We start from the raw sequence: 21,220 nt of genomic DNA, 5'->3' as shown, positions 1-21,220 counted from the left end.
GTCGCTCTCGCGGTGAAAAGCACTGATAGAACTGTCCGTACCCGTCGGGGTTCGGAGAGTGGGTGCGTAGCGATGACCAGTTCCGAGCTGGCCACGACGGACGTGCCGGCGGGTGTGTCCGGCGCGTCCGGCACGGTAACCACCGCTCGGAACCGGGAAAAGCCGCCGGGGCCGGCTCAGGCTCCGGCCCGCCCGGTCGCGCTCGGTGGCCGTGGGCACGGTACGTTCCGGCGCGACATCGAAGGGCTGCGCGGGATCGCCGTACTGCTCGTCGTGCTCTACCACGCGGGCGTCCCACTGTTCGGTGGCGGCTACGTCGGCGTTGACGTCTTCTACGTCATCTCCGGCTTCGTGGTCACCTCGGTGCTGCTGCGCGAGTACGCCACCGACGGCACCATCTCCATCCTCGGCTTCTACGCCCGGCGCGCCCGGCGGCTGCTGCCCGCCGCCGTCCTGGTGCTGATCACCACCCTGCTCGCCGCCTGGTGGTGGCTGCCGCTGCAACTGCAGTGGATCGCCACCCAGGCGATCGCGAGCGCCGCGTACTGCGTGAACTTCCTGCTGGCCCGCAACAGCGTGGACTATCTGGACACGATGCGTCGGGAATCGCCGCTGGAGCACTACTGGTCGTTGGCGGTCGAGGAACAGTTCTACCTGTGCTGGCCGCTGCTGCTGCTCGTGCTGCTCGGCTGGCCCCGTCTGCTGCGCTGGCGGCAGGCCCGGTCAGCGTCGGCCCGGTCGCAGCCGGCCAAGTCCCGGTCGGCCCGGCCCTGGCGGCGTCCGGGTGACCTGCGGCCGGTGCTGGTCGTCGTGGCCAGCGTCGCCGCGCTCTCCTTCGCGCTCTGCGTCTGGCAGACCGCTACGTCGCCCGGGTACGCGTACTTCGGCTCCCCGGCGCGGGCCTGGCAGTTGCTCGCCGGCGTGCTGATCGCCCTCGGGGCCGGCGCCGCGTCGCGGCTGCCGGCCCGGATCGCCGCCGGCCTGGCCTGGACCGGGTTGGCCGCTGTCCTGGCCGCCGCCCTGCTGTTCGACAGCACCACCCCGTTCCCGGGTTACCCGGCGCTGCTGCCGGTCGCCGGTGCGGCGCTGGTGATCGCCGCCGGCTGCGCGCCGCACAGCGGTGGGGTCGGCGGGCTGCTCGCCCTGCGCCCACTGCAGTGGCTCGGCCGGCTGTCGTACTCGTGGTACCTGTGGCACTGGCCGTTCCTGGTGATCGGCGCCGCACTGCTCGGCGGGCACGGCACGATCTGGCAGAACCTGGGCCTGGTCGGCGGGGCGCTGGCCGCCGCCGCCGGCACGTACCTGCTCGTCGAGGCCCCGTTGCGGCGGGGTCGACGGGCGGCCCGGCCGTGGCGCACGGTCGGCCTGGCAGCAGTGGCGTCGGCCGCCGTCGTCGCGGTGGCGGTGCCGGCGCTGGCGACGAAGCCGACGCTGGTGGGGCCGGGCCGGCCGGTCGACACCGCCGCCACGCTGGCCGCCTCGGCCGACGTCGAGCGTGACCTGACCCGGTTGGTCGCCGCCAGCGCCGAGGCCGGTCCGGTACCGGCCAACCTGACCCCGCCGCTGCCCGAGGTGACCACCGACATCCCGGCCGTTTTCCACGACGGCTGCGTGGTGCTGCGGATCACCGACACCGGCACCGACCACCCGTGCGGGTACGGCGACCCGGCCGCGGCGCAGACCGTGGTGCTGCTCGGCGACTCGCACGCCGGCAGCTGGTTCCCGGCGCTGCGCCGGCTGGCCGACGAGCGCGGTTGGCGACTGGTCGTCATGGTCAAGGGTTTCTGCAGCGCCGCGTCGGTGCGGTTCCACCTGGACTCGGTCAACCGGCCGTACGACGAGTGTGTCCAGTGGCGGGAGCAGGCCCTGCGACGGATCGGCGAGCTGCGACCCGCGATGGTGGTCACCTCCTCGACCAACTACACCTTCGGCGACCCGGTCGGCGTGTTCACCGACCGCGACCGGGTCTGGACCGACGGCTGGGCCCGGACCGTCGACACGATCAGGTCCACCGGCAGCGAGGTGGTGCTGATCGGTGACGTACCGTGGCTGCCGGCGACCGTGGTCGACTGCCTGGCGCTGCACCTGGCCGACGCGCGGACCTGTCACGGTGCGGTGTCCGACGTGGTGCTGGAGCCCCGTCGACGGCAAATGATCGCCGACGCCGCACGAGACCAGGGCGCACTGGTCGTCGACCCGATCCCGTGGTTCTGCACGTCGACGGTCTGCCCGGCGCTGGTCGGCAACGTGGTCACGTTGCGCGACGGCAATCACATCTCGGCTACCTACTCACGGTTGCTGTGGCGGGCGCTGGACGAGCGGATCGGCCTGCTGGGTGCCTAGTGGACACCCTGACCGGCCCTGATCCGGGCGACGACGCGGGTACGCCGGCGACGAGCTGGGTGCTGGCCGCTACCCTGATCCCGTCCACCAGCGCGCTGCTGGCCTGCGTGGATCCGCGGCTGCGGCACTGGTTCCTGATCCCGGTCACGGTCTGCGGCGTACTGATCGGCGTCGACGCCTTCGAATGGTTGCGGCGGCGGCGCGACGTGTTCGACCCGCAGGCGATCCTCGGCCTGTTCGGCGTCCACTTCTACTACCTCGCGCCGGTGCTGCACGTGCTGCTGGACTACTGGCCGCCGCTGCTGCACCCGTCGGCGGCGGGGTGGCGATCGGCGTTGGGTGCGATGGCGCTGCTGAACATGGTCGGGCTGGTCGTCTACCGGGTGGTCCTGTCGCTGCCCGGTCGCGGTCCACTGCGGGCCGTGCCGTCCCGGCTCGACCCGGGGCGCTACCAGTCGGTCGCGCTGATGGCCGTCGTCGTCGGTGTCCTGGCGTTCGGTGTCGAGGTTCTGCTGCTCGGCGGGCCGGGCGGCTTCTTCACGGCGATGACCCAGGACCGTACGGCGTTCGCCGGGCTGGGTTGGTTGCTGCTGATCAGTGAGTCCTTCCCGCTGCTGCTGTTCTGCCTGGTCCTGGTGCGCTGGCGGCAACTGCTGCGCCGCCGCGTCGACCTGGTGGTGCTGCTGCTGGTCGGTCTGGTCGCGGTCCAGTTCCTGGTGGGCGGCCTGCGGGGCAGCCGGTCGGCGGTGCTGTGGCCGCTGGTGCTCGGCCTGGTCCTGGTGCACCTGCTGGTGCGGCCGATCACCCGCAGGACTTTCGTCGCCTCGGCGGTGGCCGTGGTCATGTTCGTGTACGCGTACGGGCTCTACAAGGGTGCCGGGGTGGAGGTCGTCGACATCGCCAAGGGCACCCGTACCGTCGAGGAGGTCTCTGCTGAGACCGGCCGTGACCTGCCGACGGTGCTACTGGCCGATCTGGGTCGGGCGGACATCCAGGCGCTGTTGCTCAACCGGCAGCGCGTCGGGGTCGCGGATTGGAGCTACGGGAGTACCTACGTCGCCGCGCCGCTGCTGCTGGTGCCGGGCAGCGTGGGCGCCGAGCGGGTGCGGAGCAAGTCGGCGGTCGGCACCGACGTGCTGTACGGGCCGGGCGTGTACGCCTCCGGCGTGAGCTCCCAACGGGTCTTCGGCATCACCGGCGAGGCGATCCTCAACTTCGGACCGGTCGGCGGCCTGCTGTCGTTCGTGTTCCTCGGGCTGTTCCTCCGGTTCGCCACCAGGTACTACGCGCGGGCGCGGCAGTCCGACGCCCTCGCGGCGAAGCTGCTCTGCCTGCCGCTGTGCGCCATCACGGTCATCCTGGTCACCGCCGATCTGGACAACATCCTGGCGTTCTACCTCGGCGAGGCGCTGCCGCTGGCGCTCGTGGTGCTCTGCGCGGTCGCGCGCAGTCCACGGACGGCCGTCGGTCATCGTCAATACCGACAATCAGTGCCTAAAGCGCTGCTAGCCTCAAACCAGCGCAAATAGCCGAAGGGGCATCGGGTGGACGACATGCATGTCGTGATCATGGCGGGCGGCAGAGGGGTGCGGCTGCGGCCGTACACCACCGCACTGCCCAAGCCGCTCGTGCCGATCGGCGAGCACTACGCGATCCTCGACGTGGTCCTGCACCAGTTGGCCGCCTGCGGTTTCCGGACCGTGACCATCGCGATCAACCACCACGGCTCGCTGATTCGGGCATTCGTCGGCGACGGCTCACGGCACGGCCTGTCCGTCGACTACGCCCAGGAGCGGACCCCGCTGTCCACCGTCGGGCCACTGTTCACGATGCGCGACCGGCTGCCGGAGCGCTTCCTGGTGATGAACGGCGACATTCTCACCAACCTCAACTACGCCGACCTGCTGCGCGTCCACACCGACTCGGGTGCCCCGGTGACCGTGGCGACCTTCCGGCGCAAGGTCCAGGTCGACTTCGGTGTCCTGGCCGTCGAAGGGGACAAGGTCGTCGAGTTCAACGAGAAACCCACCCTGGACTACCGGGTCAGCATGGGCGTGTACGGGCTCACCCGGCAGACGATCGCGGCGTACCCGAGCGGCATCACGTTCGGCTTCGACCAGCTGATGCTCGACCTGATCAACCAGGGCAACCCGCCCGCCGCCTACGACTTCGACGGCTACTGGCTCGACATCGGTCGACCCGAGGACTACGACGAGGCGAACCGCAGCTTCGAGACGTTGAAACCGATCCTGCTGCCGGCCGCGCTGAGGGAGTCCGCATGAGCGCGCGCCCGGCCCGGACAGATCTCGATCTCGGACAAGGAGCGACAATGGCGAATCGGATCGGCATCGTGGGCATGGGCTACGTCGGGCTGACCCTGGCGGCCGGTCTGGCCCGCAACGGATTCGAGGTGCACGGCGTCGACAGCGAGCCGCGCGTCCGGGAGGAGCTGTCGGCCGGCCGGGTCCACCTGTACGAGCCGGGTCTGGCCGAGGCGCTGCGGGACACCCTCGGCCGCAACCTGTTCGTCCACCCGACGCTTCCGCCGGACCTCGACGCCGCTGTCATCTGCGTGTCGACGCCGGTCCGTGACGGCACCTCGATGCCGGTCCGACACGGCACCTCGACGCCGGTCCGTGACCGCACCTCGACCCCGGTCCGTGACCGCACCCGGCAGCCGGACCTGACCAACGTCGCGGCCGCCGCGACCGAGATCGCCCGGCGCTGCGGACCGCAGACCCTGGTCGTGGTGCGCAGCACCGTGCCGGTCGGCACCAGCCGGCGGGTCGTCCTGCCGGCGTTGACCGCCGCCTGGGGCCGGGCCCGGCTGGTGATGGCACCGGAACGGACCATCCAGGGGCAGGCGCTGCGCGAGCTGACCGAACTTCCTCAGGTGGTCGGTGGTCTCGACGACGACAGCCGACGCGCCGGGGTGGCGCTGTTCGGCCGGCTCGCCCGGCAGGTCGTCCCGGTCTCCAGCCTGGAGACGGCCGAGCTGGTGAAGCTGGCCAACAACTGCCACACCGACCTGATCTACGCGTACGGCAACGAGGTCGCCCTGCTCGCCGGGGCGCACGGGGTGGATCCGTTGGAGGTCGTCCGGGCCGCCAACCACGACTACCCCCGACCCGACCTGGCCAGACCCGGCTTCGTCGGTGGGAGCTGCCTGTCCAAGGACCCGTACCTGTTCGGCGCCAGCGCGCCTGGACACACTTCGCTGCTCGTCGCCGCAGCCCGGCAGCGCAACGAGCAACTGCCGGTGCAGGTCGCGGAGACCGTCGTCGGGCGACTGCGGCAACTGCGCGGCGCGACCGCCGGAGCGACCCTCGCCGTCCTCGGTTGGGCGTACAAGGGCTGGCCGCCCACCGACGACATGCGCGGCGCGGCGATCATGACGATGCTGCCGACGTACGACCGGGCCGGGCTGCGGGTGCTCGGCCACGATCCGCTGGTGGCCGACGAGGTGATCCGGGCGCACGGCGGCGAGCCGGTCAGCCTCGACAAGGCGTTCAGTGAGGCTGACGCGGTTCTGGTGCTCAACGACCACCCCGACTACCGGGGGCTGCCGGTAGGGACGTTGCTGCCCGGCACCGCGGTCCGGTTCGTCTATGACTCGTGGCGGATCCTCGACGAGGACGCGGTGCGGGCGGCCGGGGTGCACTACGAGAGCCTGGGCTACCGGCCGACCAGGGAGCCGGTGTGATGCGGGCGCTGGTGCTCGGCGGTGCCGGGTTCATCGGTCTGCACCTGGTGCGCCGGCTGGTCGCCGACGGTCACACGGTCACCGTGGTCGACGACTTCTCCCGGGGCCGCGACGACACCGCACTCGCCCGGGTCGGCGCCGACCCGGCGGTCGAGGTGGTCGCCGGTGACCTCACCCGGGCCGCGACCTGGGCGGCGCTGCCCCGCCACTGGGACCAGATCTACCTGCTGGCCGCCGTGGTCGGGGTGCGCAATGTCGAGGCCGACCCGGCCCGGGTGGTCCGGATCAACACGCTCGTCGCGCTGCACCTGATGGACTGGATCGCCGCCGCCGACCGGGTCTTCTTCAGCTCCACCAGTGAGGTGTACGCCGGTGCGGTCGACGCCGGGGTGGCCGCCGTACCGACCGGTGAGGACGTCCCGGCGATGGTGGCCGACGTGACGGCACCCCGCTTCGCGTACGCCACCAGCAAGCTGCTGGGCGAAGCGGCCGTGTTGCACGGCTCCCGCGCCGTCGGGGCGCACGCCGTGGTCGGCCGGTTCCACAACGTGTACGGGCCCCGGATGGGCACCGACCACGTGGTACCGGAGATGTCGCTGCGGGCGCTCCGTGGCGAGGACCCGTTCCGGGTGCCGGGCGCCGACCAGTACCGCGCCTTCTGCTACGTCGATGACGCCGTCGAGGCGGTGGTCCGGCTGATGGCCACCCACGACGCCGCCGGCCGGATCGTGCACATCGGCGACGACACGGAGCAGACCAACATCGCCGACCTGGCGAAGCTGGTGCTGCGTACCGCCGGCAGTCGCGCGAGCCTGCGACCCGAACCGGCCCCCGCCGGCTCGGTGCACCGACGCTGCCCGGACCTGGGTCTGCTGCGCCGGCTCACCGGCTATCAGCCGGCGGTGGCCCTGGAAGAGGGCGTCGGCCGGACCTTCGCCTGGTACCGCGACCACGACCGACCGACCGTCTCTGAAGGACAGGTGCCGGCATGGCGGTGAGTCTGCGTCGCCGGATCCTCGACCTGGTCGACGACCGCGTCGACCCCCGGATCATCGCCGGCCTCGGCGGTATCGCGCTGACGCTGCGGTCCCGCTCGCGCTGCGTCGTACGGTACGAGGAGGACACCTGGATCCACCGGTACCAGGGCGGGACCGTGGTCAACACCGAGCTGGGCGGGCTGTCCGCCGAGCGGGAGGACGTGGTCGTCCGGGACACCTTCCTGTACGGCTACCACCCGCGCCCCGGTGACACCGTCGTCGACCTCGGCGCCGGTGTCGGCACCGAGGTCCGGCTGTTCTCCCGGGTGGTCGACCAGCGGGGCCGGGTGCTCAGCATCGAGGCGCACCCGCGTACCTTCCGCTGCCTGCGCCGGACCGTCGAGCTGAACCGGCTGACTAACGTGACGCTGCTGGAGTGCGCGGTGGTCGGTGAGGCCGGCCCGGTGCGCATCGGCGAGGACGCCGCCAGCCACATCCGCAACGGGATCACCCAGGAGAGCACCGGCGGGATCGAAGTCACCGGCCGCCGGCTGGACGAGATCCTGCGGACCTGCGGCGTCGACCGGGTCGACCTGCTCAAGATGAACATCGAAGGTGCCGAGCTGGGCGTGCTGGAGGGGGCCCGCGACGTGCTCGACGTGGTCGGCAACCTCGTAGTCTCCTGCCACGACTTCAAGGCCGAGGGCCCGGCCGACGCATGGATGCGCACCTTCGCGCCGGTCAAGGCGCTGCTGCGCGACGCCGGGTACACGATCACCACCCGACCGGCCGACCCCCGGCCTTGGATCCCGTACTACGTGTACGCCTCCCGGGGCAGGCAATGATGCGGTTGTGCTACATCGGCGGGATCGGCCGCAGTGGCAGTACCCTCGTCGAGCGGGTGCTCAACGAGCTGCCCGGGGTGTGCGGGCTGGGCGAGGTCGCGCAGGTCTGGGACAACGGGGTACGGGACAACCGGCTGTGCGGGTGCGGTGCGGCGTTCCGGGACTGCCCGCTGTGGAGCAAGATCGGCGAGTACGCCTACGGCGGCTGGGACAACGTCGACCTTGACCGGATCACTTGGCTGCGGACCGTCGTCGGCCGGACCTGGCACGTCGGGCTGCTCGCCGCCCCGTGGCTCGGCGAGCGGCGTCGGGCCCGGGTGATCGAGTACGTCGACTACCACGCGCGCATCTACGCCGCCGCTGCGGCGGTCACCGGGGCCCGGGTCGTCGTCGACTCGTCCAAGGACACCGCGTTGGCGTACGGCCTGCGCTGGGCCGGTCCGGCCGATCTGCGGATCCTGCACCTGGTGCGGGACCCGAGGGGGGTCGCGTACTCCTGGATGCGACGGGTGCACGATCCGGAGTCCGGCACCGACGTCGGGGTGCCGCGGTTCCCGGCGGCCCGGTGCGCCCTGACCTGGAGTGGACACAACGCCGCGTACGACCTGCTGGGCCGGCTGGGCCGGCGGCGGCACGGCGCGGTCGCCGGGCGGCTGGTGCACCGGATGCGGTACGAGGAGTTCCTCGCCGATCCGCCGGGCGCGGCTGCGACGCTGAGCCGACTCGCCGGTCTGCCGCAGACCGGGCTGGATCTGTCCTACCTGTCCGGCGGGGAGGTGGAGCTGGGCGAACTGCACAGCGTCTCCGGCAACCGGATGCGGTTCACCACCGGCCGTCTGGCGTTGCGCGTCGACGACGCCTGGCGCACCGGACTGCCGGTTGCCGCCCGCCGGACCCTCACCGGACTGTGCGCGCCGCTGCTACGCAGGTACGGCTACCACCGCCCACTGCCGCCCGAGCCGTCAGTGGTCGGGACCGGGGCGGATCACCGAATGAAAGTGTAGATACCGCTCTGAACAGGGTGTTTCCGACGGGTGCCCGTGGAGGAACGATGCGAGTGGTGGTGACCATCGAGGCGCGGTTCGCCCGTACCCCGGACGGCGCGATCTGGGCCCGGACCGGGCAGGACCACCAGTTCTGGAGCGGGTACCTGGCGGCGTTCGACGAGGTCCGGGTTGTCGCCCGGATACGCGACGAGGCCGAGCCGGCCGCTGAGGCGAAACGGGTCGACGGACCCGGCGTCGAGGTCTGGCCGGTGCCGTACTACCTCGGGCCGTACCGCTACCTCACCCACCGGGCGGCGATCGGTCGAGCTGTGCGCGACTGCGCAGGCCCGCAGGACGCGGTGATCCTGCGGGCGCCGTCGCCGATCGGCACGCTGCTGGCCGTCGCCCGGGACCGCCGTCGCCTGCCGTACGCGATGGAGGTGGTCGGTGATCCGTACGACCTGTTCGCCCCCGGCGTGGTCGACCACCCGCTGCGGCCCGTCCTACGGCGGCTCTACGTCGACCGGCTGCGCCGGCAGTGCCGCCGGGCTGTCGGCGCCGCCTACGTCACCGACCGTTTCCTGCAGGACAGGTACCCGACCTCGGCGGGTGCGCTGAGCGTCGCGGTGTCCGATGTCGACCTCACTCCGGCCGCGTACGTCGACACCGCCCGCACCATCGGACGGACCGGAAGCGTCACACCGAACCGGCAGCCCGCCACCCTGATCTCCGTCGGCTCGCTCGAACAGCGGTACAAGGGCATCGACACCCTCATCGCCGCGCTCGCCACCCTGACCGCCGACGGCCGGGCGGTCCGGCTGGTCCACGTCGGCGACGGACGGCACCGCGCCGAGCTGGCCGACCTCGCCCGCAGGTACGGTGTCGCCGACCGGGTCGTCTTCACCGGGGCGTTGCCCGGCGGCGAAGCTGTCCGCCGGCAACTCGACGCCGCCGACCTGTTCGTCATGCCGTCCCGCACCGAAGGGCTTCCCCGCGCGCTGATCGAAGCGATGGCGCGGGCACTGCCCGCGATCGGTTCACCCGTCGGCGGCATCCCCGAGCTGCTGCCACCCGGGTTGCTGGTCCCGCCGGACGACCCCGGTCGGTGGGCCGGCGCCGTCGCGGCGCTACTGGACCGCCCGGAGCTGATGGCCGCCGCGTCGGCCCGCAACCTCCGCCGGGCCTGGGACTTCTCGGCCGACGTGCTCACTGCCCGGCGGACTGCCTACTACCAGGCCGTCGCCGAGGCGACCGCCGAGCGCACCGGCGGACGCACCGGTGCGGCCAGCCGGGCCAGCCACAGGAGCTACGCGTGACTCAGCCAGCCGCCACCTCCACCGCCGAGACACCCGGGCGCGGCTCACCCCCGCCGGCCGGCAGGCCCGTGCACGTCGTCCACGTCATCGGCACCCTCGACCGTGGCGGCGCAGAGACGCTCTCGCTCGACATGTGCCGGGCCGTCCCGGCCACCGAGGTGCGCCAGACGTTCATCACCATGGGCGGACGGGACGGCAGCCTCGCACCGCAGTTCCGGGCCGCCGGGGCAGCGGTCGTCCAGGTTCCGCAGCGTCCGGCCGTCACCTTCCCGCTGCGGCTGCGGCGCTGCCTGCGCTGGCGGCGGCCCGACGTCGTCGTGTCGCACATCAGCCTGTTCAGCGCGGTGGTGCTGGCGGTGGCCGCCGGGATGGGCGTGCCAGTGCGCATCGCCCGGATGTGGAGCGAAGGGGACGGCCGCCGCGACACCGTCGCCCGCCGGCTGCTGCGCGCCGTCCTGCGCCACCTGCTGCACGTGGTCGCCACCGACATCGTCGCGGTCAGCGACGCGGCGATGGCGTACGCCGGCCGGCGTGTCGGCATGCCCGGCTGCCGGATCCTCTACAACAGCGTTGACACGACCCGGGTCGACGGCGGCGACCGGTCAGCGGCCCGCCGACGATGGGGCATCCCACCCGACACCATGGTCATCGGCTACATCGGTCGGGCGGCGCCGGAGAAGAACCGGCCGTTCCTGGTCGACGTGCACCGTGCGGTCCAGGCCCGGACCGAAGCCCCAGACGGCCCGGCGTCGCCGGGCACCCGGCTGCTCATTGTCGGTCCGTGCGGAGTCGACGACGTGGTGTCGGCCTACCCGGACGTGCCGGAGGACCCGACGGTCATCCTCGGCGGGGAAGTGGACGAGATCGCCCCGGTGCTCGCCGCCGCCGACGTGTTCGTCCTGCCCTCCCACTGGGAAGGGCTGCCCGGCGTGGTGCTCGAAGCGCTCGCCGCCGGGCTGCCCGTCGTCGCCACCGACCTGCCCTGCCTGCGCGAGGCGTCCCGGTACGTCGACGGACTCACCCTCGTCGACCTCAGCGCCGGCCCGCACCGGTGGGCCGAGGCGGTACTGCGCAGCGCCCGGACCGGACCGGCCGACCGCGACCGGATCCGGGCGAGCTTCGCGGCGTCACCGTTCCAGACCCGGCACGCCGCAGCACAGTGGCGGTCGCTGTGGCGGGCCGAGGCACGGTGAACCGCGCCCGGCGGTCCACCCTGGCCCTACTGGCCGGCTCCAGCGCCGTACAGATGAGCAGCAACATGGTGGCGGCGCTGCTGGCCGCCAGCGTGCTCGGCCCACATAGTCGCGGCCTGATGGTGCTGGGCGTGTCCACCGCCGGCATCGTCCCGCTGCTCGCCGGCCTCGGCACCGGACCGCAACTGCGTTCGGCGTATCCGGCGGCGGGCGGCGGTGCCCGGCGACGCGACCTGGTCGCCAGCTACACCTGGTGGTCGGCGGCGGCCACGGTCAGCGCCGCCGTACTCGCCGTCGCGGTCTCGGCGCTGTCCGCGCCGCTGATCGACCTGGCGCTCGCCGACCCCCGCTATCTGCTCGCCCTGTCGGTGCTGACCGGTGGGTACGTCGCCCACACCCAGCTACCCGACGGCTGGTACGCGGCCGGTCTGTTCCGGGCCGGCAGTCTCTGGGCGATGGCGACCACCCTCGGCGGCGGGCTCGGCCTGCTCGTCGCGGTCACCGTCGCACCGAGCGTCTGGTCGCTGCTGCTCGGGCAGGGGGCCGGCATGCTGACGGCAACCACCGCACAGGTCGTCGCGCTGCGGGCCACCGGGCTGCTCTGCTTCCAGGCGCCGAGCCGACGCGAGCTGTCCCGACTGCTCGGCCGGGGCTGCCGCGCACTCGGCCTCACCCTCGGACTGGCACTGGCGCTGCGGCTGGACCGCTACGTCCTCGGCGCGCTCACCGGGGCGGCGGCGGTCGGTGTCTACTCGGTGGCGTCCACCCTCGGCCAGGTGCCGAGGATGGTGCCGAACGCGATCGGCCAGCTCGTCAACCGGGACGCGGCCGTCGCGTCCGGACCGCTGCGCCCAGTCCGCACGGTCGCGGCGACCGCCGGCGTGGTGACCGTCGTGGGCGCGGTGACCGGGCTGCTGGGCTGGCTGGTGGTCATCCCGCTGCTCGGCCCCGGGTTCGCCGCCGCCGGACCACTGCTGGTGGTGCTGCTGGTCGCCGAGGTCGCGTTCGTGCCGTACGCGGTGGCGAGCCGGGCCCTGCTCGGTGCCGGCCGGATGGGCGCGGTCGGTGCGTTCGGCCTGGCCTGGAGCGCCGCGGCGATGGTGCTGTTCCTGCTGGCCGTTCAACTCTGGGGCGAGGTGGGCGCAGCGGTCGCCTGCGTCGCGGTGTACGCCGGCATCTCGGCGTCGTCCTGGCTGCTGCTGACCCGCCGGGCCGCGCCCCGGTCTGCCCGCCGCCGACCAGGTGCGGACCGCCGGCGGGGACTGGGTGGACCCAGCCACGCGGACTCCGCCGACCCGCGCCCCGAGGGAGCCGGCGACTCCCCGCCGCGACCGGCCCCGCTCAGCCCGGTGTGACCCACCGATCAGTGATGGAGTGATGTCGATGCTTCCCTACGGGCGTCCCTGTCTGGACGAGTCCGACGCCGAAGCGGTCGCCGCCGCCGTACGCACCGAGTGGTTGACCGCCGGGCCGACCGTACGCCGGTTCGAGAGCGAGCTGGGCGGCTACCTCGGCGGGGTGGGCTGCGTCAGCGTCAGCTCCGGCACCGCCGCGCTGCACACCGCGTACGGTGCCGTCGGCCTGCGCCCCGGCGACGAGGTGGTCACTACGCCGTTGACCTTCGTCGCGACGGCGGCGACCGCCGCGCTGCACGGCGCCCGGGTGGTCTTCGCCGACGTCGAGGAGGCGACCGGCAACCTGGATCCGGCCGCCGTACAGGCGGCGGTCACCCCCCGGACCCGGGTGGTCACCGCCGTCGACTACGCCGGCCACCCCGCCGAGTACGGGCAGCTGCGCAAGGTCGTCGCCGACGCGGGGGCGCTGCTGTTCGACGACGCGGCGCACGCGATCGGGTCGACGTACCGTGGCGTGCCGGTCGGCGCGCTCGCCGACCTGACGACCTTTTCGTTCTTTCCAACCAAGAACCTCACCACCGGCGAGGGCGGAGCGGTGACCGGAACCGACCCGGACCTGCTGGACCGGGTACGCCGGTTCGCCAACCACGGCATGGTCCGCGACCCGGACCGGCTGCGGCGCCGCGACGAGGGCGGCTGGCATCAGGAGGTGCACAGCTTCGGCCTCAACTACCGGCTCTCCGACGTCCTCTGCGGGCTCGGGCTCAACCAGCTGACCCGGCTGCCCCGGTTCAAGGTCGACCGGGCCCGACTCGCGGCCCGGTATCACGAACAGCTTGCCGATCTGCCGGGTCTGCGGCTGCCCGAGCAGCGGCCCTGGGTCGACCCGGTCTGGCATCTCTACCCGGTACGCGTACTCGCTGATCGCCGCCGCGAGGTCTACGACCGGATGCGGGCGGCGGGCATCGGTGTCCAGGTCAACTACCTGCCGGTCTACCGGCATCCGGTGTTCACCGATCTCGGTTACCGGCAGGGGGAGTGCCCGACGGCGGAGGCGTACTACGCCGAGGAGCTGTCCCTGCCGATCCATCCCGACCTGACCGACGCTGACCAGGACCGGGTGGTCGACGCCCTATGGACGATCCTGGGCTGACCGGGACGTCCCCGAGGCTGACCTGGCCTGGGCGGCAGGGGGTGCGACGGCGGTGCGCTACCGGGCCGTGCCGGCGAAGTCCTGCTGACCGAGCACCGCGAGCAGCCGGATCTTCTCCTCGGCCTCGCTGCCCGGCCGGGGCGTCAGCACCAGCAACGCCTGCCCCTGGTCCTCGGTGAACAGCGCCTGACAGTCCACCTCGATGTCGCCGACCTCGGGATGCACCAGCGTCTTGTGATCGGCGAACCGGCGGGCCACCTCGTGCCGCTGCCACAGGTCGCGGAACTCACCCGAACCGGCCAGCAACGCCCGCACCAACTCGCCGGCGCGCGACCGGGGACCTGCCGCGCCGTACGCCACCCGCAGCGAAGCGACCAGGCTCCGGCCCTGCCGGTCGTGGTCCTCCGGCGGATACACCGACCGGGCGGCCGGGTCGGTGAACCAGCGGTGAACGTCACTGCGGGCCAGACCGGTCCGCGACGCCGGATCACCGAAGATCGACACGGCCAGGCGGTTCGCCACCAGCACCTCGCTCAGCGACGACAGGATCAGCGCCGGAGTGTCCGCCATCCGGTCCAACACCCGCAGCAGGGCCGGCGCGACATGCCCGTCCTCAGGCGTGCGACGCGGCACGTTGTGGCCGGCCAGCCGGTACAGATGATCGCGCTCCTCGGCGGTCAGCCGCAGCGTACGGGCGAGCGCGGCGAGCATCTGCTCCGACGGCTGCGGCCCGCGTCGCTGCTCCAGCCGTACGTAGTAGTCGACCGACATCCCGGTCAACGCCGCACACTCCTCGCGCCGCAACCCCGGCGTGCGCCGACGAGCGCCCGGCGACAGGCCGACATCGGCGGGACGCAGCGCCGCACGGCGGCGGCGGAGAAAATCGGCCAGGCCGGTACGGTCCATGTCCCCATCCTGCGACCGCAGGGCCCGGCCCAACCAGGGATCGCCGGTCCCCCGATCACCGGGTCTCTGCCGGCCGGCGCGCCCGGCGCCGAAGGTGGTGGGCATGAACCCATCCGGAAACACCGTCTTCGTGCCCGGTGGCACCTCGGGCATCGGACTCGCCCTGGCCGAGCGGCTGCAGACCACCGGGAACACCGTGATCATCGGCGGTCGGCGCGCCGGCCTGCTCGACCGGCTCGCCGCCGAGCACGGCTTCGGCACCGTACACGTCGACGTCACCGACCCGGCGTCCATCGCGCAGGCCGCCGCCTCCGTCGTCGACCGCTACCCGGAGCTGAACGTCCTGGTCGCGATGGCCGGCATCATGCGGCGCGAGGACTGGACGGACCCGGCCTTTCTCGCCGACGCCGAGGAGATCGTCACCACCAACCTGCTCGGCCCGATCCGGCTGATCGCCGCGTTCACCGGGCACCTCCAGACCCGGCCCGACGCCACGATCGTGACGGTCTCCTCCGGGCTGGCGCACGTCCCGCTGCGCGTCACCCCGACGTACAACGCCACCAAGGCCGCGATCCACCAGCTCAGCGAGACGCTACGCCTGCAGTTGGCGCCGGTCGGCGTACAGGTGACAGAGCTGGTCCCGCCCGCCGTGCGGACCGGGTTGCTGCCGGGCCAGGAGACCTCGGACTTCGCGATGCCGCTCGACGAGTTCGCCGACGAGGTGATGGCCCTGATCAAGTCCGACCTGCATGCTCACGAGATCCTCGTCGAGCGAGTGAAGTTCCTTCGGTACGCCGAGGTACGCGGCGACTACGACCAGGTCGTGGCCGCCCTCAACGCCGCCGACCCGCACGCCCGCTGACCTGCCTGACCGCCGTCACCGACGCCTTCGTGGACGGGTACGGCGAACGCGCCCGGCCAACCACGCTGGTGATCCTCGAAGAGGTCATCGACGGTGGTTGGTGCCTGGGCGGCACCATCCTCAACGCCGACCTGCTCGGCCGCAGCTGAGCTGTCGGAGTACGTCGACGGGCCGGACCCCGGGTGCGGGGTCCGGCCCTTCGACGCTGTGTCTGCGGTCAGCTGTTCCAGTGCTGGGCGACGAGTTCGGCGGCCTGGGTCTCCCACTGGGAGTAGTGGTCCGGGTACGCCGACACCTGCACGGTCTGCGCGGCCTGGGTCAGCGGCATGTCCTGCCAGCCGTCGACGGCCTTGAGCCCGGTGAGGAACGCGGTGGTGGAGTACTCCACGTCGGTGATCTGCTCCACGGTGCCCCAGCCCGACGACGGGCGCTGCTGGAACAGGCCCTGCGAGTCGTGGTCGTTGCGGTCACCGAGGTGGCCCAGGTTCTCCAGCTTTGACTCCTGCAGGGCGGTGGCGATGGCGACCACGGCGGCCCGCTCGTGCATGCCGGCCTTCTTCGTGGCGGCGATGATGCCCTTGACGTTGTCGGTCTGCTCGCCGGACAGGCTGATGCGGGACTGTTCGCCCTGCACGCCGTGCGGGGTGAGCTTGTCGGTGTCGACGCTGTCGCTGCTCGCGGCGGCCGCGGGTGCGGTCAGGGCGGTGGGGGCGTGGTCGGCGGCCAGGGCGGGGGCGGCGACCGCGCCGCCGGCCAGGGTGAGCCCGGCGATGCCGAGGGCGGTGGTGCGCAGGCTGGTACGCAGGGTACGGGTGATGATCGTGGTCATGGGGGTCCACCTTCCGTTTGCCGAGGGGGCACACCACACCTGTCACGGGCGGGTGCGCGGTAAACGGTCGTCCGGGTGGTACGGGATGTCAGACGTGCGACGTCGGCTCGCGGGCGGCTCCGGCACGCCCCGAATGGGGGGTGCGGGTGCGCTGCCGCGCGCCGTGACCATGTACAACCACGCCGACCCGTCGACGATTCCCGACCGGGCCCACCCGCCGGGCCGCCTGGCCGGGGCCTGGCGGCTGCGGGCCGGAGTGCGTGGCGCGACCATGCACAACGACGATGCCCGGCGGATCATTCCGACCCGGGCGGTGGCGCTCCCGTGCTGCCAGCCAGCGGTGCCGACACGTCGGTACCCCGCGGCGCGGTAGGGAGGTCCGTTAGGGTGGTTTCGACCTCGGCGCCGGCCTCGGCGGGCCGTTGCCGGGCCCACCCTGCGAGACGTAGCGGCCTTCGGCGAGCCTATGCGTGACCCCACCCGTCACCAGCAGTGGAGAGGCTCCACCATGCCGGCAGATCGCCGAAGCCGCAGTGCCCGTGACTCCGCCCGGCCGGCCACCCGGCCAGCCTCGCCGGGGACGCCGTTGGTTCGTCGCCTGGCTCCACTGGTGATCGCTTTCGCGCTGGGCGCACTACTCGCTGCGCCGATCGGAGCCGTGACCGCAGGCGACTCCACCGACGCAGCTGACTCCGCACCGCTCGACGACCGAGTCGCGCAGCTGCAGGCGCAGGAGGAGGAGCGGAACGCTGCCCAGATCGTGGAGCTGACCTCACTTGCCCGCCGTACGCAGGAGAACCTCTTGCCAGTGCTCGACGGGCTAGCCGGTGCGGTGCCGGCGGGCCAACCGCCCGGTCCGGCAGCTCCCCAGTCAGACGTCGAAGGGTGGCGGGGCATCACCAGGGACGTGGTCGAGGACTTCGCCAACCCGCCGTCCGGTGGCACCGGTGTCAACATCGCCCGTTCCGGTCTGGCTGCGGCGGTACGGGCGCTCGATGCCGCGGTCGACACATACACGGCGGCGCTGGCCCTTCCACAGGATGACCGTGGAACTCTGCTGGAGCTCGCTGGCCGTCAGCGGGACATCGCGGTCACCACTTGGTCGGTTGCAGCGACACAACTCGACGTGCTCAACGTCGACGCTGGCAACGGGCACACCCACATCTTCCTCCCGGCCGCGCCGGGGCAGGGCGCCCTGACCGCCGACGGCGTACCGGAAGGGGAGTAGCGCCGCTGACCTGCGGTGGAGCCGATGGAGCGGGCGACGAGAATCGAACTCGCGTAATCAGTTTGGAAGACTGAGGCTCTACCATTGAGCTACGCCCGCAGGCGCCCCGGCGAGCAGGGCACACCATCTAGCGTACAAGTTGTCGCGGGTCTGCCGCACGGGGGTCCCGCCGGCCGGCGCGGAGGGCTGATCCGACAGCCGGCGGGATACCGGGCGGCGTGGCGGATTGCCGACGGCATAGAATGACCGGTGCCACGGGGTGTGGCGCAGCTTGGTAGCGCACTCGCTTTGGGAGCGAGGGGCCGTGGGTTCAAATCCCGCCACCCCGACTGTCAACCGCCGGCTCGGCACCGGGTGAGAACGATCCGGCCTGCCGGCAGGCCTACACTCGATGGGCTGTGCCATGCCACGCGGCGGGGGTGGCTGCATCGAGCAGCGCCCGGCGCCGACAGCGACGACCGGACAAGACTGACATGCATCAAGGAGTACGCCTGTGAAGAGCACCGTCGAGACCTTGAGCCCGACTCGGGTCCGGCTCGCCATCGAGGTGCCGTTCGTCGAGCTCGAACCGAGCCTGCGGAAGGCGTACCGGGAGATTGCCCAGCAGGTCACCATCCCCGGCTTCCGTAAGGGCAAGGTGCCGGCGGCCGTGATCGACCAGCGGATCGGCCGGGGCTCGGTGCTCAACGAGGCCGTCCAGGAGGCGATCCCGCAGAACATCCTGGCCGCGGTCCGTGAGCACGAGGTGAAGACGCTCGGCCGGCCGGAGGTGGAGATCACCGACTTCACCGACGGTGAGGCGCTGAAGTTCACTGCGGAGATGGACGTACGGCCACAGCTGAGCCTGCCGGATCTCAGCACCATCGAGGTCACCGTCGACGAGCTGCAGATCGACGAGAAGGAGATCGAGGACCAGATCGGCGGGCTGCGTGAGCGGTTCGCCACCCTGAAGACGGTCGAGCGTCCGGCCCAGGAGGGCGACTACGTCCAGATCGATCTGGCCGCGACCGTCGACGGCGAGGAAGTGCCGGGCGGTTCGGCGTCCAACCTCTCCCACGAGGTCGGGAGCAAGCAGTTGCTGCCCGGCCTGGACGAGGTACTGGTCGGCCTGGCCGCCGGCGCGGCGACGAGCTTCGTCACTCAGTTGGTCGGCGGCGACTACGCTGGCCGGGACGCGGACGTCGCGGTGACCGTGCGTACCGTCAAGGAGAAGGAGCTGCCGCAGCTGGACGACGCGTTCGCCCAGCTGGCCAGCGAGTTCGACAGCCTGGAGGAGCTGCGCAACGACCTGCGGCAGAAGGTCGAGCGGGTCAAGCGGGTCGAGCAGATCTACGCCGCCCGGGACAAGGCCCTCGACCAGTTGGTCGAGGCGGCTGACGTACCGGCACCCGACGGCGTGGTCCGCGAGGAGGTCGAGCACCGCAAGCAGGCGATGACCGATCAGCTGGAGCGGATCGGGGCCTCCTGGGAGGACTACCTCGGTTCCGAGGAGAAGTCCGAGTCCGACATCGACGCGGAGCTGACCGAGGCGGCCGGGAAGGCGGTCAAGATTCAGCTCCTGCTGGACACCCTCGCCGACGCCGAGGACGTGCAGGTCTCCGATGACGAGTTCGGCCACGAGATCGTGCACCGCGCCCAGCGGGCCGGGATGGCGCCTCAGCAGTACTACGACCAGCTGGCCCGGTCCGGTGCGGCGGGAGCGGTCTACGGCGACGTCCGCCGGGGCAAGGCACTCGGCCTGGTGATGGAGCGGATCACGATGAAGGACGCCGCCGGCAACCCGATCAGCATGGATGCCATCCGGGAAGCCAACGAGGCCGAGCACAACCACGAGCACTGAGCGTGACCGACTGCGGGCCGTCGGCCGGGATGCTCCTGCCCGGCCGGTGGCCCGTTCGTCGTAGCGGACCACCCGCCTGCTCAACCGGGGTGACCGCTGCACCACGTGTCGCGGCCCCCTGCGCTGTGAGCGAACAGCACCCTGAGAACGGCGCCCGGCCCGTTAGCAACGGTTAATGTCGGGCTTAACGACGCACGGAGAGCGAAGGGCTGCCATGACCGATCTGCACATCCCAGCTATGCCCAACCGGGTGAGCGAGGCCCGCGGCGGTGACTCACTCAGTGGCAACCTCGACGACACGGTCTTCAACCGCCTGCTCAAGGAACGGATCATCTTCCTGGGCAGCGAGGTGACCGACCAGGTGGCCAACCGGATCTGCGCCCAGCTGCTGCTGCTGGCCGCCGAGGACCCGGACCGGGACATCAACCTGTACATCAACTCGCCGGGCGGGTCGGTCTACTCGGGCATGGCGATCTACGACACCATGCAGTACGTCAGCAACGATGTGGCCACCATCGCGATGGGTATGGCCGCGTCCATGGGCCAGTTGCTGCTCTGCGCCGGTGCGCCGGGCAAGCGGTACGCTCTGCCGCACGCGCGGATCATGATGCACCAGCCGTCCGGCGGGATGGGTGGTACCGCCTCCGACATCGCCATCCAGGCCGAGCAGATGCTCTACACCAAGCGGATGTTCCAGGAGCGGGTGGCGTTCCACACCGGGCAGGAGCCGGCGCAGATCGAGGCGGACTCGGACCGTGACCGCTGGTTCACTGCCGCTGAGGCGCTCGACTACGGTTTCATCGACCGGGTGATCACTGGAGCCACGCAGGTCCCGACCGGCGCTGGCACCCGCAACTGAGGAAGGCGACGATGACTGACCTGACCATGCCGCCCGGGTTCGCTCCGGTGCACAACCGGTACGTCCTGCCGTCGTTCGTGGAGCGCACCTCGTACGGGATCAAGGAGTCGAACCCGTACAACAAGCTCTTCGAGGACCGGATCATCTTCCTCGGGGTGCAGGTGGACGACGCGTCGGCCAACGACGTGATGGCCCAGCTGCTCACCCTCGAGGGCACGGACCCGGACCGCGACATCATCATGTACATCAACTCGCCGGGTGGCTCGTTCACCGCCATGACGGCGATCTACGACACGATGCAGTACGTCCGGCCGGACATCATGACGGTCTGCCTCGGGCAGGCGGCCAGCGCGGCCGCGGTGCTGCTCGCCGCCGGCACTCCCGGTAAGCGGATGGCGTTGCCGAACTCGCGGATCATCATCCACCAGCCGGCCACCGAGGGCGGCTACGGGCAGGGCTCGGACATCGAGATCCAGGCCCGCGAGATCCTCCGGATGCGGACCCAGCTGGAGGAGATGCTGTCCCGGCACTGCAACCAGGCGGTCGAGAAGGTCCGTAAGGACATCGACCGCGACAAGATCATGACCGCGGAGGAGTCCCGCGACTACGGCCTGGTCGACACCATCCTGACCAGCCGGAAGAAGGGTGTGCTGGCAGGCAGCTCGGCCAGCTGACGACGCACGGTCAGAGGTCGGCCGGGCAGTGAGTAGACTGGCCGACCTCTGACACACCCGATTTTGGGGGTCGGAGTTTGCCCCGCCAGCGGGTAACGTCGAGATGCACCGTCTGACGGAGTTGACCGGCGGCAGGTGCTCGACACTGACG

General features: G+C 71.6%; 19 protein-coding genes and 2 tRNA genes. 18 read left to right on the top strand and 3 right to left on the bottom strand.

The genetic code is table 11. The features are described 5' to 3' along the window. Window positions 1–72: 72 nt before the first annotated feature. From O7553_RS19005 to O7553_RS18955, 11 genes are read left to right on the top strand one after another with little or no spacing between them, the layout of a single operon-like run. Window positions 73–2,343, top strand: a complete 2,271-nt coding sequence (locus O7553_RS19005; RefSeq protein WP_281551054.1) for an acyltransferase family protein — start codon at window positions 73–75, stop codon at window positions 2,341–2,343. Beyond that, window positions 2,343–3,872, top strand: coding sequence for a hypothetical protein (locus O7553_RS19000; RefSeq protein ID WP_281551053.1), 1,530 nt, complete (start codon window positions 2,343–2,345; stop codon window positions 3,870–3,872). Before O7553_RS19005 ends, O7553_RS19000 begins: the two co-directional genes overlap by 1 nt. A 24-nt stretch (window positions 3,873–3,896) precedes the next feature. Then, window positions 3,897–4,625, top strand: coding sequence for a sugar phosphate nucleotidyltransferase (locus O7553_RS18995; RefSeq protein ID WP_281555668.1), 729 nt, complete (start codon window positions 3,897–3,899; stop codon window positions 4,623–4,625). A gap of 47 nt (window positions 4,626–4,672) precedes the next feature. Continuing rightward, window positions 4,673–6,046, top strand: coding sequence for a nucleotide sugar dehydrogenase (locus O7553_RS18990; RefSeq protein ID WP_281551052.1), 1,374 nt, complete (start codon window positions 4,673–4,675; stop codon window positions 6,044–6,046). Beyond that, window positions 6,046–7,044, top strand: coding sequence for an NAD-dependent epimerase/dehydratase family protein (locus O7553_RS18985; protein WP_281551051.1), 999 nt, complete (start codon window positions 6,046–6,048; stop codon window positions 7,042–7,044). Before O7553_RS18990 ends, O7553_RS18985 begins: the two co-directional genes overlap by 1 nt. Further along, window positions 7,035–7,868 (top strand): FkbM family methyltransferase, encoded by an 834-nt coding sequence (locus O7553_RS18980; protein ID WP_281551050.1) that lies wholly within the window; start codon window positions 7,035–7,037, stop codon window positions 7,866–7,868. The genes O7553_RS18985 and O7553_RS18980 overlap by 10 nt, the downstream gene beginning before the upstream one ends. Then, window positions 7,865–8,872: a sulfotransferase gene (locus O7553_RS18975; protein ID WP_281551049.1), complete on the top strand. Its 1,008-nt coding sequence runs from the start codon at window positions 7,865–7,867 to the stop codon at window positions 8,870–8,872. Before O7553_RS18980 ends, O7553_RS18975 begins: the two co-directional genes overlap by 4 nt. A gap of 47 nt (window positions 8,873–8,919) precedes the next feature. Next, window positions 8,920–10,170: a glycosyltransferase gene (locus O7553_RS18970; RefSeq protein WP_281551048.1), complete on the top strand. Its 1,251-nt coding sequence runs from the start codon at window positions 8,920–8,922 to the stop codon at window positions 10,168–10,170. Beyond that, window positions 10,167–11,363: a glycosyltransferase gene (locus O7553_RS18965; RefSeq protein WP_281551047.1), complete on the top strand. Its 1,197-nt coding sequence runs from the start codon at window positions 10,167–10,169 to the stop codon at window positions 11,361–11,363. Before O7553_RS18970 ends, O7553_RS18965 begins: the two co-directional genes overlap by 4 nt. Continuing rightward, window positions 11,360–12,718, top strand: coding sequence for an oligosaccharide flippase family protein (locus O7553_RS18960; protein WP_281551046.1), 1,359 nt, complete (start codon window positions 11,360–11,362; stop codon window positions 12,716–12,718). Before O7553_RS18965 ends, O7553_RS18960 begins: the two co-directional genes overlap by 4 nt. A gap of 28 nt (window positions 12,719–12,746) precedes the next feature. Continuing rightward, a complete protein-coding gene (locus O7553_RS18955; RefSeq protein WP_281555667.1) occupies window positions 12,747–13,871 on the top strand; it encodes an aminotransferase class V-fold PLP-dependent enzyme in 1,125 nt (374 codons plus the stop codon). A 57-nt stretch (window positions 13,872–13,928) separates the two neighbouring features. On the opposite strand, the gene O7553_RS18950 is transcribed toward O7553_RS18955, so the two are convergent. Further along, window positions 13,929–14,777 (bottom strand): helix-turn-helix transcriptional regulator, encoded by an 849-nt coding sequence (locus O7553_RS18950; protein ID WP_281551045.1) that lies wholly within the window; start codon window positions 14,775–14,777, stop codon window positions 13,929–13,931. Window positions 14,778–14,880: 103 nt separating this feature from the next. Between O7553_RS18950 and O7553_RS18945 the strand changes: the two genes are divergently transcribed. Next, window positions 14,881–15,639: an SDR family NAD(P)-dependent oxidoreductase gene (locus O7553_RS18945; RefSeq protein ID WP_281551044.1), complete on the top strand. Its 759-nt coding sequence runs from the start codon at window positions 14,881–14,883 to the stop codon at window positions 15,637–15,639. 217 nt (window positions 15,640–15,856) lie between these two features. Here the strand turns inward: O7553_RS18945 and O7553_RS18940 are convergent, their stop codons facing one another. Beyond that, window positions 15,857–16,444, bottom strand: coding sequence for a hypothetical protein (locus tag O7553_RS18940; RefSeq protein ID WP_281555666.1), 588 nt, complete (start codon window positions 16,442–16,444; stop codon window positions 15,857–15,859). A gap of 109 nt (window positions 16,445–16,553) precedes the next feature. On the opposite strand from O7553_RS18940, the gene O7553_RS18935 reads away from it, so the two are divergent. Both O7553_RS18935 and O7553_RS18930 read left to right on the top strand, forming a co-directional pair. Next, window positions 16,554–16,841 carry a hypothetical protein gene (locus O7553_RS18935; RefSeq protein WP_281551043.1) on the top strand — a complete coding sequence of 96 codons (288 nt, stop codon included), beginning with the start codon at window positions 16,554–16,556 and terminating at the stop codon, window positions 16,839–16,841. 237 nt (window positions 16,842–17,078) lie between these two features. After that, window positions 17,079–17,696, top strand: a complete 618-nt coding sequence (locus O7553_RS18930; protein WP_281551042.1) for a hypothetical protein — start codon at window positions 17,079–17,081, stop codon at window positions 17,694–17,696. A 25-nt stretch (window positions 17,697–17,721) separates the two neighbouring features. Here O7553_RS18930 and O7553_RS18925 read toward each other — a convergent pair. Then, a tRNA-Gly gene (locus O7553_RS18925) sits at window positions 17,722–17,795 on the bottom strand. A 156-nt stretch (window positions 17,796–17,951) separates the two neighbouring features. Here O7553_RS18925 and O7553_RS18920 point away from each other — a divergent pair. The 4 genes from O7553_RS18920 (at window position 17,952) to O7553_RS18905 (ending at window position 21,069) form a co-directional block, all read left to right on the top strand. After that, a tRNA-Pro gene (locus O7553_RS18920) sits at window positions 17,952–18,025 on the top strand. 164 nt (window positions 18,026–18,189) lie between these two features. Continuing rightward, entirely contained in the window at window positions 18,190–19,536 is a 1,347-nt protein-coding gene (gene tig / locus O7553_RS18915; protein ID WP_281551041.1) for a trigger factor, read from the top strand. A gap of 214 nt (window positions 19,537–19,750) precedes the next feature. Further along, window positions 19,751–20,395 carry an ATP-dependent Clp protease proteolytic subunit gene (locus tag O7553_RS18910; protein WP_278170716.1) on the top strand — a complete coding sequence of 215 codons (645 nt, stop codon included), beginning with the start codon at window positions 19,751–19,753 and terminating at the stop codon, window positions 20,393–20,395. An 11-nt stretch (window positions 20,396–20,406) separates the two neighbouring features. Next, the gene (locus O7553_RS18905) at window positions 20,407–21,069 is read left to right on the top strand and encodes an ATP-dependent Clp protease proteolytic subunit (protein WP_281551040.1); all 663 of its coding nucleotides are present in this window, start codon (window positions 20,407–20,409) and stop codon (window positions 21,067–21,069) included. The last annotated feature ends 151 nt before the right edge of the window (window positions 21,070–21,220 follow it).

Source organism: Solwaraspora sp. WMMA2059 (assembly GCF_027497315.1).
Taxonomy (GTDB): domain Bacteria; phylum Actinomycetota; class Actinomycetes; order Mycobacteriales; family Micromonosporaceae; genus Micromonospora_E.
Note: the sequence above shows the minus strand (reverse complement) of the source record. Positions and strands in the feature narration are given on the sequence as shown.

Bases quoted from the DNA above. Each gene is read 5' to 3' on its own strand.
- O7553_RS18945 (WP_281551044.1), top strand. From the start codon at position 14,881: ATGAACCCATCCGGAAACACCGTCTTCGTGCCCGGTGGCACCTCGGGC.
- O7553_RS18985 (WP_281551051.1), top strand. From the start codon at position 6,046: ATGCGGGCGCTGGTGCTCGGCGGTGCCGGGTTCATCGGTCTGCACCTG.
- O7553_RS19005 (WP_281551054.1), top strand. From the start codon at position 73: ATGACCAGTTCCGAGCTGGCCACGACGGACGTGCCGGCGGGTGTGTCC.
- O7553_RS18970 (WP_281551048.1), top strand. From the start codon at position 8,920: ATGCGAGTGGTGGTGACCATCGAGGCGCGGTTCGCCCGTACCCCGGAC.
- O7553_RS18910 (WP_278170716.1), top strand. From the start codon at position 19,751: ATGACCGATCTGCACATCCCAGCTATGCCCAACCGGGTGAGCGAGGCC.
- O7553_RS18990 (WP_281551052.1), top strand. From the start codon at position 4,673: ATGGCGAATCGGATCGGCATCGTGGGCATGGGCTACGTCGGGCTGACC.
- O7553_RS18935 (WP_281551043.1), top strand. From the start codon at position 16,554: ATGTCAGACGTGCGACGTCGGCTCGCGGGCGGCTCCGGCACGCCCCGA.
- O7553_RS18980 (WP_281551050.1), top strand. From the start codon at position 7,035: ATGGCGGTGAGTCTGCGTCGCCGGATCCTCGACCTGGTCGACGACCGC.
- O7553_RS18950 (WP_281551045.1), bottom strand. From the start codon at position 14,777: ATGGACCGTACCGGCCTGGCCGATTTTCTCCGCCGCCGCCGTGCGGCG.
- O7553_RS18995 (WP_281555668.1), top strand. From the start codon at position 3,897: ATGCATGTCGTGATCATGGCGGGCGGCAGAGGGGTGCGGCTGCGGCCG.
- O7553_RS18955 (WP_281555667.1), top strand. From the start codon at position 12,747: ATGCTTCCCTACGGGCGTCCCTGTCTGGACGAGTCCGACGCCGAAGCG.
- O7553_RS18905 (WP_281551040.1), top strand. From the start codon at position 20,407: ATGACTGACCTGACCATGCCGCCCGGGTTCGCTCCGGTGCACAACCGG.
- O7553_RS18975 (WP_281551049.1), top strand. From the start codon at position 7,865: ATGATGCGGTTGTGCTACATCGGCGGGATCGGCCGCAGTGGCAGTACC.